At 33.9% G+C, this 14,012-nt stretch carries 14 protein-coding genes and 1 tRNA gene; 12 read left to right on the top strand and 3 right to left on the bottom strand.

Features of this window, described 5'->3' with window-relative positions:
* Nucleotides 1–433: 433 nt before the first annotated feature.
* A tRNA-Phe gene (locus M4I44_RS06870) sits at nt 434–509 on the bottom strand.
* Nucleotides 510–613: 104 nt separating this feature from the next.
* Between M4I44_RS06870 and M4I44_RS06875 the strand changes: the two genes are divergently transcribed.
* The 12 genes from M4I44_RS06875 to M4I44_RS06930 all read left to right on the top strand — a co-directional run bounded on the left by M4I44_RS06875 (nt 614) and on the right by M4I44_RS06930 (nt 11,467).
* Nucleotides 614–1,348, top strand: coding sequence for a type III pantothenate kinase (locus tag M4I44_RS06875; protein ID WP_026109799.1), 735 nt, complete (start codon nt 614–616; stop codon nt 1,346–1,348).
* On the top strand, nt 1,341–2,573 hold the full coding sequence (locus M4I44_RS06880) for a membrane protein (RefSeq protein WP_017494779.1): 1,233 nt from the start codon (nt 1,341–1,343) through the stop codon (nt 2,571–2,573). The genes M4I44_RS06875 and M4I44_RS06880 overlap by 8 nt, the downstream gene beginning before the upstream one ends.
* 52 nt (nt 2,574–2,625) lie before the next feature.
* Entirely contained in the window at nt 2,626–3,177 is a 552-nt protein-coding gene (gene lptC, locus M4I44_RS06885; RefSeq protein ID WP_202704202.1) for an LPS export ABC transporter periplasmic protein LptC, read from the top strand.
* 11 nt (nt 3,178–3,188) lie between these two features.
* On the top strand, nt 3,189–3,383 hold the full coding sequence (locus M4I44_RS06890) for a hypothetical protein (protein ID WP_017494781.1): 195 nt from the start codon (nt 3,189–3,191) through the stop codon (nt 3,381–3,383).
* A gap of 3 nt (nt 3,384–3,386) precedes the next feature.
* Nucleotides 3,387–4,646 carry a hemolysin family protein gene (locus tag M4I44_RS06895; protein ID WP_249966884.1) on the top strand — a complete coding sequence of 420 codons (1,260 nt, stop codon included), beginning with the start codon at nt 3,387–3,389 and terminating at the stop codon, nt 4,644–4,646.
* 108 nt (nt 4,647–4,754) lie between these two features.
* A complete protein-coding gene (locus tag M4I44_RS06900; RefSeq protein WP_249966885.1) occupies nt 4,755–6,854 on the top strand; it encodes a peptidylprolyl isomerase in 2,100 nt (699 codons plus the stop codon).
* Between the two features lie 123 nt (nt 6,855–6,977).
* Complete coding sequence (locus tag M4I44_RS06905; protein WP_249966886.1) at nt 6,978–8,474, top strand: hypothetical protein; 1,497 nt, start codon at nt 6,978–6,980, stop codon at nt 8,472–8,474.
* Between the two features lie 5 nt (nt 8,475–8,479).
* On the top strand, nt 8,480–9,064 hold the full coding sequence (locus M4I44_RS06910) for a hypothetical protein (protein ID WP_249966887.1): 585 nt from the start codon (nt 8,480–8,482) through the stop codon (nt 9,062–9,064).
* 69 nt (nt 9,065–9,133) lie between these two features.
* Nucleotides 9,134–9,304, top strand: coding sequence for a hypothetical protein (locus tag M4I44_RS06915; protein WP_249966888.1), 171 nt, complete (start codon nt 9,134–9,136; stop codon nt 9,302–9,304).
* 1 nt (nt 9,305) lies between these two features.
* Nucleotides 9,306–9,896 (top strand): hypothetical protein, encoded by a 591-nt coding sequence (locus M4I44_RS06920; RefSeq protein WP_249966889.1) that lies wholly within the window; start codon nt 9,306–9,308, stop codon nt 9,894–9,896.
* A 205-nt stretch (nt 9,897–10,101) separates the two neighbouring features.
* The gene (locus M4I44_RS06925) at nt 10,102–10,680 is read left to right on the top strand and encodes a hypothetical protein (RefSeq protein WP_249966890.1); all 579 of its coding nucleotides are present in this window, start codon (nt 10,102–10,104) and stop codon (nt 10,678–10,680) included.
* Between the two features lie 355 nt (nt 10,681–11,035).
* On the top strand, nt 11,036–11,467 hold the full coding sequence (locus M4I44_RS06930) for a hypothetical protein (RefSeq protein WP_017494789.1): 432 nt from the start codon (nt 11,036–11,038) through the stop codon (nt 11,465–11,467).
* A 44-nt stretch (nt 11,468–11,511) separates the two neighbouring features.
* Here the strand turns inward: M4I44_RS06930 and M4I44_RS06935 are convergent, their stop codons facing one another.
* Both M4I44_RS06935 and M4I44_RS06940 read right to left on the bottom strand, forming a co-directional pair.
* Nucleotides 11,512–12,426 carry a GYDIA family GHMP kinase gene (locus M4I44_RS06935; RefSeq protein ID WP_249966891.1) on the bottom strand — a complete coding sequence of 305 codons (915 nt, stop codon included), beginning with the start codon at nt 12,424–12,426 and terminating at the stop codon, nt 11,512–11,514.
* 101 nt (nt 12,427–12,527) lie between these two features.
* On the bottom strand, nt 12,528–13,844 hold the full coding sequence (locus tag M4I44_RS06940; protein ID WP_017494791.1) for a hydroxymethylglutaryl-CoA reductase, degradative: 1,317 nt from the start codon (nt 13,842–13,844) through the stop codon (nt 12,528–12,530).
* Nucleotides 13,845–14,012 lie beyond the last annotated feature (168 nt).

Genomic DNA, 14,012 nt, shown 5'->3' on the forward strand with positions numbered 1-14,012 from the left:
GTATAAGGTGTTATTTCGCGAATATATAAGATATTTTTTTATTTATTTAATGATTTTTTAACAAAAAGATAATAAAAGATATATGTTGTTTTTTAGGCAGAATAGTTATCGTAAAATATTTAGGCTATAATTAAAGTATTCGGGAACAGTTGCTCAGAGAGAGCCATAGCTATTGAACAGTGTAAAGCACTAAGGGAGATGAATATGATTGTTTAAGTCCCGAAAAGGCAGAAGCGGATCATGAGAGATGTTATTATCCTCTGGAAAATAATACATAGAATCTGTATCATCCGTGCTGTTTTTAACCGGAATGTGCATGAAGGATTATACAAGGAACGCAAAGTCTAATTGGAAAGAAAAAAGTTTGTGTTAGAATGTTTAATTGCGAAGGAAAGATAGTAAAAACAAAAAACCCACTCGGTTGAGTGGGTTTTGGTGGTACCTCCAGGGATCGAACCAGGGACACATGGATTTTCAGTCCATTGCTCTACCATCTGAGCTAAGGTACCGTGCTGTGCGCATTGCGGGTGCAAAGATAGAATCATTTTTCGTTTATCCAAAACATTTTTTTAAAAAAATCAATTCGTATCTTCGCCTTGCTAAAAAAACAAACATGATTTTAACGGTTGATGTTGGAAATACCCGAATTAAAGCTGCTGTATTTGAGGGTGGTACTGTTCTTGAAATTTTTACTTTTGAGAAAAATGAGCTCGAAAAAAAAATTAAAAAAATTTTAGAAAAATTTCAGAAATGCTCCGATTTGGTAGTTGCATCGGTTGGAAATATCGAAAAACAATCTTTCCTGACTTTTGAAAAGGATCTAAAAGTTCATTTTTTAACCCATGAGGATATTTTTCCCTTCACCAATAAATATGCAACTCCAAAAACATTAGGAATAGACCGAATGGTTTTGGCGGCCGGAGCAACTTTGAAATTTCCCAAACAAAACAGACTGGTAATTGATGCCGGAACTTGTATAACCTACGATTTCATCGACGAAAATGATAATTATTTAGGTGGAGCTATATCTCCGGGACTAAGGTTGCGTTACGAATCTTTGCACAATTTTACAGCCAGACTGCCGTTACTCACTTTAGAGTCTCCGGATTCCTATATTGGAGATTCCACAAAACAGGCAATTCATTCCGGAGTGGTCAATGGATTCGTCTATGAGATTGATGGTTTTATCGATGAATATCGGGCAAACTTTTCAAATTTTATAATAATTTTAACGGGAGGTGATGCAGATTTTTTGGCTAAACGATTAAAAAATACCATATTTGCCAATTCAAATTTCCTTTTGGAGAGTTTGAACCAAACATTTCAATATAAAATCGACAATGATTAAAAAAATTATAGTAAGCGCTTGTTTGCTTATCTCGTTCGTTTCATTCGCTCAACAGGGTACCGCATCGCCTTATTCTTTCTTCGGAATTGGAGATACAAGATTTAAAGGGACCCTTGAAAACAGATCGATGTCAGGAGTTGCGGTGGAGCAGGATAGTATTCACCTGAATATTGAAAATCCTGCAAGTTATGCGAGTTTAAAGTTTACAACTTTTACAGTTGGGGGATCTTTTGGTACAACTAATCTGAAAACCGGCGAAAAATCTGAAAAGGCACAAAGAGCTACTTTTGATTATTTGGCATTAGGAATTCCAATGGGAAAATTTGGAGCAGCGTTTGGTTTAGTTCCGTTGAGTTCTGTTGGATATAAAATTCAAAATGACCTTACAGATACAGAAGGGGCTACAAGTACGCAGCTTCAGGGAAAAGGCGGCGTTAATAAAGTGTTTTTTGGTTTAGGATATAAGATTAAAAAGAACTGGAATATTGGAGTTGATGCACAATATAATTTCGGAAAAATTACAACTAGTAGTTTAGCGCTTAGAACAAATGTTGAAAACGCAACCAGAGAAACAAATACTTCTGAGTTATCGGGTGTTAATTTTAATATTGGGACAATGTATCAAGCAAAAATTGATAAAAAACTAAGTTTGTTTACCAGTTTGAATTATACGTTTGCCAGTAACTTAAATTCAAACAGCACGAGAGTTATTCAGGTAGATGGTGATTCGGATCCAATTAATACTCCTGAACAAACAAATAAACTAAAGTTGCCAAATAAAATAACCTTTGGTGCTGGTATCGGGGAAGCCAGAAAATGGCTGGTGGGTACTACCATTTCTTTTCAGGGCGAGGGACAGCTTGCGAATTTTTACAATACAAGAGATAATGTACGTTACGAAAAATATCAAAAGTATGCGATAGGCGGTTACTATATTCCTAATTATGGATCGTTCACAAGCTATTTTAGCCGAATGACGTATAGAGCCGGATTAAAATACGAGAAAATTGGTTTGGTGATAAATAATCAGGAAATCAATGATTTAGGAATGACATTGGGTATGGGGATTCCACTTAATAACGGATCTTTTTCAAATGTTAATATTGGACTTGAGTTCGGAAAAAGAGGAACGACGTCAGCAGGTTTAGTTCAGGAAAACTATTTCAATTTTAGTATGAGCTTCTCATTTAATGATAAATGGTTCGTGAAAAGTAAATTCAATTAAACATAAACTTTTATGTTTTTTTAAGCTCATTACAATTTACTACATTTGGCAAATGAATTTATCAAAAAGATATACAATAGCGGCTGTCACAGTTTTTACTGTGACACTGTTTTTTGGGTGCGAAAGTAATTTTAAAGAAGTTCAGAAAATTAACTTCTCAGAGTTTGTTCCCGGAAGTGATGCAGATACCGTTGATATTAAATATACAGACTCCGGGCGTATAACCGGGGTTTTGAAAAGTCCTAAAATGCTGGATTATTCTAATTTAGATTTTCCATTTACCGAATTCCCAAAAGGAATTGATGTTACCTTATACGATAAAAATCAAAAGCGTACCTTTATCCGATCAAATTATGCAGTGTCTTATAAGCCAACCGGCATAATTGACTTGCAGGGAAAAGTTAGAATCACTTCTGAAGAAGGGCAAATGCTGGAAACAGAACAGCTGTACTTCGATCAGAATAACGAATGGTTTTATACCGAAAGGAAATTTAAGCTTACAGATGCAAAAGGAAGCTCAAATGGGCAAGGGATAGATTTTAGTAAGGATTTTAAAGTGATTAATTCGCAGCGTGTGAGCGGTGAGATCGAATCAGACGAATAAAAAAAGAGATTATGGGTTACATAAAATATACACAATACGTTTACATCATATTTGCTATTTACTTTATTTATGATGGTTTTACAAAGATAAACGATGGAAATGATACCGCCGCTTTAAGTTTTTTAATTGCAGGTATGGCAGTATTTATGTTCTTCTTCAGGAGGAAATTTGTTAAGAAATTTGATGACCGTAATAAAAAGCAGTAAACAATGGAAATAGGGATTATAATATTATGTCTAATATTGTCAGCCTTTTTTTCAGGAATGGAAATTGCTTTTATTTCATCCAATAAAATTTATCTTGAAATTGAAAAAAAACAAGATAATTTTGCCTCACAAATTCTAACAAAACTTACCGGAAATCCTTCAAAGTTTATTGCTGCAATGCTTATTGGCAATAACCTGGCTTTGGTTGTCTATGCCTTTTACATGGGAGATTTGATTCTGAAATGGATCATCAGTTCAGGCGGGCATTTTTCAAATTTAGCAAGTTTACTGATTCAGACTGTTATTTCGACTTTTGTAGTTTTGGTAACTGCTGAGTTTTTTCCAAAAGTTTTTTTTCAGATTTATGCCAATTCGTTAATCAAGTTTTTTGCGATTCCGGCCTATTTGTTTTATCGTTTGTTCTATTATTTCTCCGCTTTTTTTATTTGGATTTCAGATTTTATTCTGCGTAAATTTTTTAAAACAGAAGGAGATCAGATACAGTTGTATTTTAGCAAAGTTGAATTGGGAAATTATATTGCAGAACAAATGAATGCTGTTGAAGATGATGAAGAAGTAGATTCTGAAATTCAGATTTTTCAGAATGCACTGGAATTTTCAGGTGTAAAGGCTCGTGATATTATGACCCCGCGTACCGAAATTGTCGATATTGATTTGTTTGACAGCGTTACGGATCTTAAAGAGTTGTTTGTAGAAACCGGCTATTCAAAAATTATAGTGAGTCAAAACTCACTCGATGATATTGTGGGGTATGTGCATTCGTTTGATTTGTTCAAAAAACCAAAAACAATAAAATCGGTTTTGATGACGGTTGAATTTGTTCCTGAGACCATTTTGATAAAAGATGTATTAAATCTGTTGATCAAAAAACGAAAAAATGTGGCCGTAGTTTTGGATGAATACGGAGGAACTTCCGGAATTATTACCATAGAAGACATCGTTGAAGAGCTTTTTGGTGAGATCGAAGACGAGCATGATTTAGATGAGGAATTGATGGAGCAGGAATTGGGAGAAGGTAAGTATTTGTTCTCTGCCCGATTAGATGTAGAATATCTAAATGAAACCTATAAATTAGCGATTCCTGAGGAGGATTCTTACGGGACTTTAGGTGGTTTTATTGTCAATTCGACCAAAGAAATTCCTCAAAAAGGAGAAGAAATACGAATTGGAAACTATCATTTTGTGATTGAAGAAGCCACAAATAAGAAAATAGAATTGGTTAAATTGACAATAAAAGAGTGATTTTTTAAATTAATAAAAAAAATTGTGTAAAATAAAACGCTAGTTGTATTGTTATTAACTAGATAATTGTATTTTCGCAAACTGAATATAAAATTAACGATAATAAAAATGGCAGTTTTAGCAAAAATTAGACAGCGTTCCGCTTTATTGATAGGAGTTATTGCACTTGCATTATTTGCATTTATAATACAAGATCTATTCACAAGAGGAACCTTTGGTCAAAGTTCAAAAGATGTGGGAAGCATCGATGGAAAAGATATTTCATTTGAAGACTTTAGAGTTAAAGTTAGTAATGTTGAAAAAAGTGGTCAAGGAATTACTTCCACTGAAGCTGCAAACAGAGTTTGGGACCAAGAGGTTTCAATCGCATTATTATCAACACAGTTTGATAAATTAGGATTGAGAGTTGGTGAAAAACACCTGCTTGAAGTTTTAAAGGCAGATCCGAATATTGGTAAAAACCCAATGTTCTTAAATGCTGCCGGTATTTTTGATGTAGCTAAATTTAAAGAATACTTTAAAACCAATCCTGAAGCAGCACAATTTATCTCTCAAAAAGAAAAAGATGCTGAGCTAAACGCTAAATTTCAAATCTACAATACATTAGTAAAATCAGGACTTTACACTACTGTAAGTGAAGGAAAACTAAAATATGAAATGGAAGCTAACAAAGTAAACTTTGCTTATGCTGCTGCTTTGTATTCTTCAATTAAAGATAGTGAAGTGAAAATTTCTGATTCAGAGATTGTAGAATATATGAAGAAAAACGAGAAGAAATTCAAAGCGGATGCAACTCGTGAAATTCAATATGTTTTAGTAGAAGATAAAGCTTCAAAACAAGACGAAGCTGAAATTAAAGCTAAAATTACGGCATTATTAAACGGAAGAGTAGAGTACAATGCTAAAACAGGTAAGAACGATACTTTGCCAGGATTTAAAAATGCTACCAACATTGCTGAATTTGTAAACTTAAATTCTGATGTTCCTTACGATTCAACATATGTACCTAAAAATGCTTTGCCGGCTGTTGATGCTGATAAATTATTCAGTTTGCCTGCAGGAGCAATTTACGGACCGTATGTTTACGGAAGATACTATGCAATTTCTAAATCTTTAGGATTTAAAGCGGGAGTTAATGCAAAAGCAAGTCATATTTTAATTGGATACGAAGGTTCTCAAACTCCAAATACAAAAGAGAAAAGAACGAAAGAAGAAGCTAAAGCTAAAGCAGAAGAAATTCTTGCTCAGGTTCAGGCAAACCCTGATAGTTTCATGATGTTGGCTTTCACAAGTTCAGATGATTCTTCTGCTCAACAAGGAGGAGATTTAGGATATTTTGGTCCAAACCAAATGGTGAAACCATTCAATGATTTTGTATTCAGTAACGGAATTGGAAAAGTTGGTTTAGTTGAAACTCCTTTTGGATTTCACGTGATCAAAATTACCGACAAACAAGACGGAATTCGTTTAGCTACTATCGCTCAAAAAATTGAGCCTTCTGAAGCTACTTCTGATAAAGTATTTACATTAGCAACTAAATTTGAAATGGACGCTGCTGATAAAGATTTTAATGCTACAGCAAAAGAATTAGGTTTAAAAGTGGCTGCTCCAATAACTGCAAAAGCTATGGACGAAGCATTTGGTCCATTAGGAAATCAACGTAACATCATCAGATGGGCATTTGATAAAGAAACAAACACTGGAGATGTAAAACGTTTTGAATTGGCTAATATCGGTCACGTAATTGCACAATACAAAAGCGAAAACAAATCAGGTTTAGTATCTGTAACTTTGGCAAGACCTTATGTAGAGTCAATTTTAAAGAACAAGAAAAAAGCGGAGATCTTAAAAGCAAAAATGAAAGGTTCATCACTTGAAGCTATTGCTAAAAGTGCTGGTGTAGCAGTTCAACAAGCTGCTAATGTTACTATGGATAGCCCGGTATTGCCTGGAGGTGTAGGACAAGAGCCAAAAGTGGTAGGTAATGCATTTGCATTAGCTGCAAACAAAATCTCTGCTCCAATTGAAGGTAATACAGGTGTATATGTAGTGAAAAACATCAGTACAGTAAAAGCTCCTGCAGCTGCTAATCATGCAGAATATGTGGCTAAAGTAAAAGCACAAAGCGCATCTGATGCAAGTAGAATTTTACCAGCATTGAAAGCTAACGCTAAAATTGAAGATAACAGATTGCAATTTAACTACTAGTTTAGTTAGTTAAAACTTTATAAAAAACCTGCTCGTTAGTTCGAGCAGGTTTTTTTTATGAAATAAAATTTGCTTCTTTAATTTTGTATAGTATTTTTCTTATATTTATAAAAATATATTTGTATGAAAAATACTAGAAAATTAGCAATCCTCTTAATGGTTTTAGGAGTTGCAGTGTTAACAAGTCGTTGTGCTTTAGAAGAAGCGGGAGGTAAACAGAAAATAGAGCAATCTATTCATGTTGATCAAGCGAAGGTTTGGTTTGAACAGTATCAATCAAAGGCAAAAATTGATTCGTCGTTTAAAGATCAGGTTTATGATTGGAATAAAGCAGGTACAGAAAAGTTTGAAAATGGGTCTGAGGCAATTGTGGTTCCTGTTAGAGATAAAAATCTCAGTGACGCTTATAAAGGACAAAAACTATTGTATTTGTATCCATCAGAGGATAAAAAAGAATTTTCGGCTACATTATATGAAATAATACCGTCATCGGAATCTTTAGAAAAAATAAAAAGTTCACAGGATTTAGTTAACTTTAATGGATATATCATTGCCTGGGATTTAGAAAGCGGATTTGTAAACGGAGCAAAATTTGAAAACTCCACTACGACAGCAGGGCTAACAGGACTTAGAGTAATCTCTCCGGAGGAGGCAGAGCGTCTCAATAAATCGACAGCTAAATCAGATCCTTTTGAGTTAGATGAAGTGATCATTCGCAGGGAAAAATCCGAAAATAAACAGGATTATGGTGGTGGAGGAAGCGGTGGAGGCTCTTATGGAGGCAGTTTAAATTCAGGATCGAAGGGTAACAGTCCAAAGGGATATGTGAAGTCTCCCGGAGGTGGAGGAAGTGGAAGTTCAGGTTCGACAACTTCCCCAAATGCACAAAGGATAGAAGAGCAAATTAGTGCGGATAAACTGGACGCCTGTACCAAAGCAGTTTTGGAAAAATTGAAAAATTTAAAACAGGCCGATATCGCAAAAATGCTAACTCGTTTTAGTGCGACGGGATCTGTTTTTAATATAAACATGTCAACGGGACAAATACAAAATAATAATCCAAATGTATGGGCACAAACCACTAAGGCCAGCGGGAGTACTAACGATGTTAATATGGTTTTCAATCAGGATTATATTTACGGAACAGGTAATACAAATCCTCCTACCGATTTGTCGGTTGCCGCTACAATGGCGCACGAGGTTATTCATGCTTATTTGATTAGTCTATTGAATGAAAATAAAACTTTAGGAGCTTCAATAATTTATGACTTTCCAACTATCTATGAAGCTTATGTAGAGCAAGAAATTGGAAAGAATCCTAAAGCCCTTCCAAATGAACATCATGAGTTAATTGCTAAAAAATATGTCAATGCAATAGCATCTACTATCCAAGAATTTCATACAGGACAACCGGTAACTTCAGGTTTTCCTCGCCAGATATACCTTGACATGGCTTGGGGAGGACTTGATAAGACTAAAATATTTGATACCACTTATCCAAACGATCCAAATCATAAGAATTTTAAAGATAGAGTAAGAATTTTGAATAGAGTAATTACAGAAAGGAAAGGAGAGCAGTATGGTAGCACTTCTCCTGCAGGAAAACCATGTAAAAAATGAAAATAATGAAACAGTCTAAAAAAATATTTACTACAATTTATTTTTTCTTTTTCTTATGTGCTAATGCACAATATCTTAAAAGTTCCGAGCCTATTAATGCATTTTTAGCAACTCAAAAGATAGAAAGAGGAAAGAAATATATTTTACAAGCGGATAAGGTTTCAAATAAACAAGCTTTGAGAATTTTTAATGGTGGTGAAGGACCTGATCATGTTGGAGAGCAAAATGTACCTATAGATTATAAAGATGGTTTATTTGTAGAAAAACATTGGAAGAAAATGTATGAAAAATACGCGTTTGATACAATAAAAAGATATTGGAAAAAGGAAGATTTTCCTGAGTATGATTTTATATTAGAAAGTAAGGAAGGTTTATTTGGATCGGCATTTCACGATAAATATATGAATAGTAAGATTGAAGATGTTGTAATGATTTCTGAACCTATGTATTATATGGAAAGAAAGTATGTAATGTTTTATTTTAATATAGCATCTTTTTTTGGCAGTAATCAGCCAGAAGTTGTAATCATGAAAAAAGAAAAGCAAAAGTGGATTGTAGTTAAAGTGATTAGCGATTATGTTTATTACTAGCGTATAGTTTAAATATTGAATTTAAAACTAGTCTTTTCTTCAGTTCTTATTAAACAGGTCTATCTCGACATGAATTGGGGAGGACTTCAAGGAACCCACGTATTTAATGAAAATTTTCCTGATGATCCTAACAATAAAAAATTTAAAGATGGAGAAAGGATTTTAGCTAGAATTAATACCGAAAAATTGGGAACTCAATATGATGTAAACTCTCCCGTTGGGATACCCTGTAAAAAGTAAAATGATGAAACAATTAAAAGTATTACTCGTAATTATTCCCTTTTTTATTTTATCCTGTACCGGTACACAATATGTAAAAAATTATGAACCGATTAATGTGTTCCTGGAAAAAGAAATAATAGATAAAAGAATAATAGGAAAAGGAGGAAAATACATTCTGCAAACAGACAAAGCATCTAATGCGATAGTACTACGTATTTTTAACGGGAGTGAAGGATCTGAGCATATAGCAGACCCTCATTATTATATTAACGATGGTTTGTTTGTAGAAAAACATTGGAAAAGAATGTATAAAAGGTATATCAATGATACGATTAAGAAATACTGGAAGAAAGAAGATTTCCCGAAATATGATTTTATCTTAGAGAATAGTAGAGACTGGCCCAAGCTTCCTTATAAGAGTGCTAAATATTTAGACTATGAAGTTATGATAATTTCTGAACCTATGTATTATAGAAATAAAAGATATATTATGTTTTATTTAAGCACATCATATTTCAGTAGTGGCTCTAGCCCGCAAGTCGTAGTTATGAAAAAAGAAAAAGGAAAATGGATTGTTGATAGAACAATGTGGGAAGAGGTTTTTTATTGATAAACAGATTGGAACTAGAAGATTCCCAAAGCATTTCCCGGCTGACTCTCAGGTGTATCTGGATTTGGCTTTGGAAGGACTTCAAAAAGCGAATATATTCCCATAAAGAACGTGAAAGAATTTTCGCCAGAATAACTGCAGAAAGGAAAGGGGAGCAATATGGAGTTACTTCTCCTGTGGGAAAACCATGTATAAAATGAAAATTATGAGACAATTAAAAACTGTAGCTGTAATATTAGCATTTCTTATGATGTCTTGTGCCGGCAGCCCATATATTAAAAATTATGAGCCTGTAAATGCATTTTTAGAAACTAAGAAAATAGATAGAACGAGAAAGTATATTTTGCAGGCTGACAAAGAACCTAATTTATTAGGATTGCGAATTTTTAATGGAGGTGAGGGACTAGAGCATATTGTCGAGGATATTGATTATACAGATGGTCTGTTTGCGAAGAAGCATTGGGAAAAAATGTATAAAAGATACGCATATGATACAATAAAAAGATATTGGAAGGAAGAAGATTTTCCTGGCTATAATCTTATTTTAGAGAAAGGCCGAGGTTTAATTATGAAAGGGGCTTTTCTGGATAAGTATGTTAATAACCTAAATTATAAAATTATAATAATTTCTGAGCCCATGTATTATAGGAATAGAAAGTACATTATTTTTTATTTTAATATAGTTGATTTTGGAAATAGTGATCAGCCACAAGTTGTAATCATGAAAAAAGAAAAAGAAAAGTGGATTGTAGTTAAAGTGATTGGAGATTATGTTTATTACTAGTTGTGATTGAGATTCTGTGTAAGTGCTATTTTTGTTTAAGCAAGATATATGATAACAGAAGTTTTAAAAAAAAATGTCTATTTGTATTATCCTAACAATATATGTCTCTGGACTTCAATAGAAATATTAAAACCGAAACGATCTAACAGAATGTTTCGGTTTTTTTGTTACGTATTGATGAGGGTTAAAGGAGTTTTGTTGTTTGTGTTTTTAGATTTTTTGTGAGGAATTTTGGTTAAAAGTTTGTAGTATTAAGAATATTACAGTTAATTTGTTGAAATTATAATCTAAAATTCAAACAAAACCCATTTAAGACTGATGAATAAATACTTTAGTAATCTAGCATTCCATCTTTATGTTTAAGCTGTTGAAAAGAAAGCCCAGAGCTTATTCTAAGATTGAAAATCATATTTTCGGAATAATAACAGAGCTTTTAAAATTGAGCAGTACCGAAATCAATGGGGATGAATTAGGAGGGAAGTATTATTTAAGTAACGAAGAGCAGCATTTTAAAGTGACGGTCTTAGGTAATGATTATGTAATCCGACTAACCAATACAAGGGATTCAGTTGCGGAGAAGTATGATAAAGCTTTTGTGGATGACGTTTTGAAGGCAATAAAAGAAGAGAAGCATCGCAGAATGGAAGAGGTTTATGATTCTATAACCAATAACATAGAAAAAATGGCTGAGCGACTGCACAACACACTTAGAGAATCTAATGAGCAGGAAAATCAAAAAGTCAGAAAACTGGAAACCAAAGATCGCGAAAGTAAAAAAGTAAATTAAAATCTCCTTTCTGTTGGTTTTAGATCGGTTAAAATTTGATGACTTTATTTTTGCAGAATCATTTCTTCGTAACTCAGGATGGTTTCGTATCCTTTTGAAGCAAAATAAGATCTGGGGTCTTCTTTGGAGATCACCATCACAAAATCTCCACCCCAGGCACCAAGGCTTTTTACGACTCCATTGAAATCGGGAAAAGCAATCTCTTTGATGGTTTCCATTTCCAGAATATCGCTTAAATGAACCTCGTGTTTTTCAGCAGCAAGAGCAAATTCCTTTGCTGTTTTAGCATTGATAAGGCTAGAAGTAATTTTGTTGTTTTCGGCTATATTTTGCGCTAAATTTTGATTTTTATTGTTGTAATAGGCTTTTATGGCTGCTTTACTATTCTGTTTTTTGTTGAGATATACAAAATGAATTTTATCTGTAAAATCCGGGTTAAAAGAGATCGGTTTTACAGCATTATTTTCAATTTGATAAACAATTGGCGTGTCATTTTGTGCACAGGCTATGTCATAACCGCTACCTCCAAAACTGTTTTTTAGCAAAGTAAAAGCATTGATTTTCGTCCATTGCGCAACATTGTTCAATAAAGTTGACGAAGTGCCTAATCCCCAGTTTTTAGGAAATGTAAGATGGGTGCTGATTCTGTAACCATCAGTATCTTTTAGGAACTCCGGGTTCAGAAGATAAGCTTCATGAAGAATTTGAATCAAAGTCGTTTTTACAGTCTCGATTTCTGATTTTGGATTGTCGATGATCTCTGAAAAAGGAATTGAATCCTCAAACCATAGCTGTCCGTCAAAATCATAGCTTTTCCAGCTGATTTCCTGGTTTGTGCCATTTTCAACCACCAGATTTTGACCAAATTTGGTAGGTAAGGCAAAAGCGTCAGCTCCGTCTAAAACAAGGTATTCCCCGGAAATAAGCAATTTTCCGTTACTGTAAAAAGTTGTTTTCATTCTTCAATTATAAATTAAATTCCAATCCCGAAACGTCGTTATAAATTCCAAATTCCAATTAACCTTGGAACTTGGAATTTGAAGTTTGGAATTTAAAATTTTTACTTTTTTCTTAGATTTTCGATAAACTCCACCACAGCGCTATGTGAAACGGCACTTTTCTTGAAATGAGTTTTAATTAAATGACGTTCTTCTTCAGTTGCTTCAAATTGATTGATAATATTGTTCAGGTGCATCTTCATGTGTCCCTCCTGGATTCCGGTAGTAGTTAAGGAACGTAAGGCAGCAAAGTTTTGTGCGAGACCGGCAACTGCAACGATTTCCATTAATTCTTTTGCAGAAGGTTTTTCAAGAATATCAAAACATAGTTTTACCAGTGGATGCAAAGAAGTCAATCCGCCTACCGTTCCCAGTGCTAAAGGAATTTCAAGCCAGAACGTAAAAATGCCGTCTTCTATTTTAGCATGAGATAAACTTGAATATTGACCATTTTTAGAAGCATAAGCGTGAACTCCTGCTTCGACTGCTCTAAAATCATTTCCGGTGGCCAGAATTACAGCGTCAATACCGTTCATAATTCCTTTATTGTGAGTTACAGCTCTGAAAGGTTCTACTTCGGCGATTTGAACCGCCTGTACAAAACGTTCGGCAAACTCCTGCGGATTCGGAATGTGTTTTTCTGTTAAATCTTCGATAGGGCAGGAAACTTCTGCTCTAACAATACAATTTGGTACATAATTAGACAAAATACTCATAATTACTTTTAGAGTTTCATCTTCCGAAAACAAATCAGAATGGTGAAATTCATCCTTTAATGTAGTCGCAAATTGCTCCAGACATGAGTTGATGAAATTCGCTCCCATGCTGTCTTTGGTTTCAAAAGTAGCGTGAAGCTGAAAATAATTTTCCAGAAGACTTCTTTTGTCTTTTAGTTTTATGTCTAAAATTCCACCGCCGCGTTGTTGCATATTTTTAGTAATGCTTTGCGTGTCGGTGAAGAATTTAGGTTTAATCTGATTGAAAAAAGACTGCAGTTTTTCAGCATCTCCGTTGAAGGTAAAATGTACCTGACCTATTTTTTCGGTAGCCATAACCGTTGCTTTAAAACCGCCTCTGGTCGACCAGTATTTTGCTGCTTTTGATGCTGCGGCTACTACCGAACTTTCCTCAATTGCCATCGGAATTGTGGTATATTTTCCGTTGATTAGGAAATTTGGCGCTACTCCTAACGGGATGTAAAGGTTTGTAATGGTGTTTTCGATGAATTCATCGTGCAATTGCTGTAGCTTTTCGTCTGTATTCCAGTAATTTCTTATAATAGAAAGGGCTTCTTCAGGGCTTGAAAAATAGGTATTGGCAATCCAGTTTATTTTTTCTTTTTTGGATAATTTCGAAAATCCGGCAACGGCGTTGTTCATTCTCAGTATTTTAAATAATAAAGTTGCGGCAAAGATACTATTTTAAGACTTTTGTTTGCAATGTATTTGAAAATTGAAAACTACGCAATCGTTATTTTTTTTAACATTTAACAATTAAAATGGGTATTATGTTCATTTTTTTTATTAAAATTGGGCTCTTTTTTTATA

The organism is Flavobacterium sp. B183 (assembly GCF_023539155.1).
In the GTDB taxonomy this organism is placed as follows: Bacteria; Bacteroidota; Bacteroidia; order Flavobacteriales; family Flavobacteriaceae; genus Flavobacterium; species Flavobacterium tructae.

Excerpts from the sequence above, each read along its gene's own strand:
- M4I44_RS06875 (WP_026109799.1), top strand. The coding sequence starts at position 614 with ATGATTTTAACGGTTGATGTTGGAAATACCCGAATTAAAGCTGCTGTA.
- M4I44_RS06880 (WP_017494779.1), top strand. The coding sequence starts at position 1,341 with ATGATTAAAAAAATTATAGTAAGCGCTTGTTTGCTTATCTCGTTCGTT.
- lptC (WP_202704202.1), top strand. The coding sequence starts at position 2,626 with ATGAATTTATCAAAAAGATATACAATAGCGGCTGTCACAGTTTTTACT.
- M4I44_RS06890 (WP_017494781.1), top strand. The coding sequence starts at position 3,189 with ATGGGTTACATAAAATATACACAATACGTTTACATCATATTTGCTATT.
- M4I44_RS06895 (WP_249966884.1), top strand. The coding sequence starts at position 3,387 with ATGGAAATAGGGATTATAATATTATGTCTAATATTGTCAGCCTTTTTT.
- M4I44_RS06900 (WP_249966885.1), top strand. The coding sequence starts at position 4,755 with ATGGCAGTTTTAGCAAAAATTAGACAGCGTTCCGCTTTATTGATAGGA.
- M4I44_RS06905 (WP_249966886.1), top strand. The coding sequence starts at position 6,978 with ATGAAAAATACTAGAAAATTAGCAATCCTCTTAATGGTTTTAGGAGTT.
- M4I44_RS06910 (WP_249966887.1), top strand. The coding sequence starts at position 8,480 with ATGAAACAGTCTAAAAAAATATTTACTACAATTTATTTTTTCTTTTTC.
- M4I44_RS06915 (WP_249966888.1), top strand. The coding sequence starts at position 9,134 with ATGAATTGGGGAGGACTTCAAGGAACCCACGTATTTAATGAAAATTTT.
- M4I44_RS06920 (WP_249966889.1), top strand. The coding sequence starts at position 9,306 with ATGATGAAACAATTAAAAGTATTACTCGTAATTATTCCCTTTTTTATT.
- M4I44_RS06925 (WP_249966890.1), top strand. The coding sequence starts at position 10,102 with ATGAGACAATTAAAAACTGTAGCTGTAATATTAGCATTTCTTATGATG.
- M4I44_RS06930 (WP_017494789.1), top strand. The coding sequence starts at position 11,036 with ATGTTTAAGCTGTTGAAAAGAAAGCCCAGAGCTTATTCTAAGATTGAA.
- M4I44_RS06935 (WP_249966891.1), bottom strand. The coding sequence starts at position 12,426 with ATGAAAACAACTTTTTACAGTAACGGAAAATTGCTTATTTCCGGGGAA.
- M4I44_RS06940 (WP_017494791.1), bottom strand. The coding sequence starts at position 13,844 with ATGAACAACGCCGTTGCCGGATTTTCGAAATTATCCAAAAAAGAAAAA.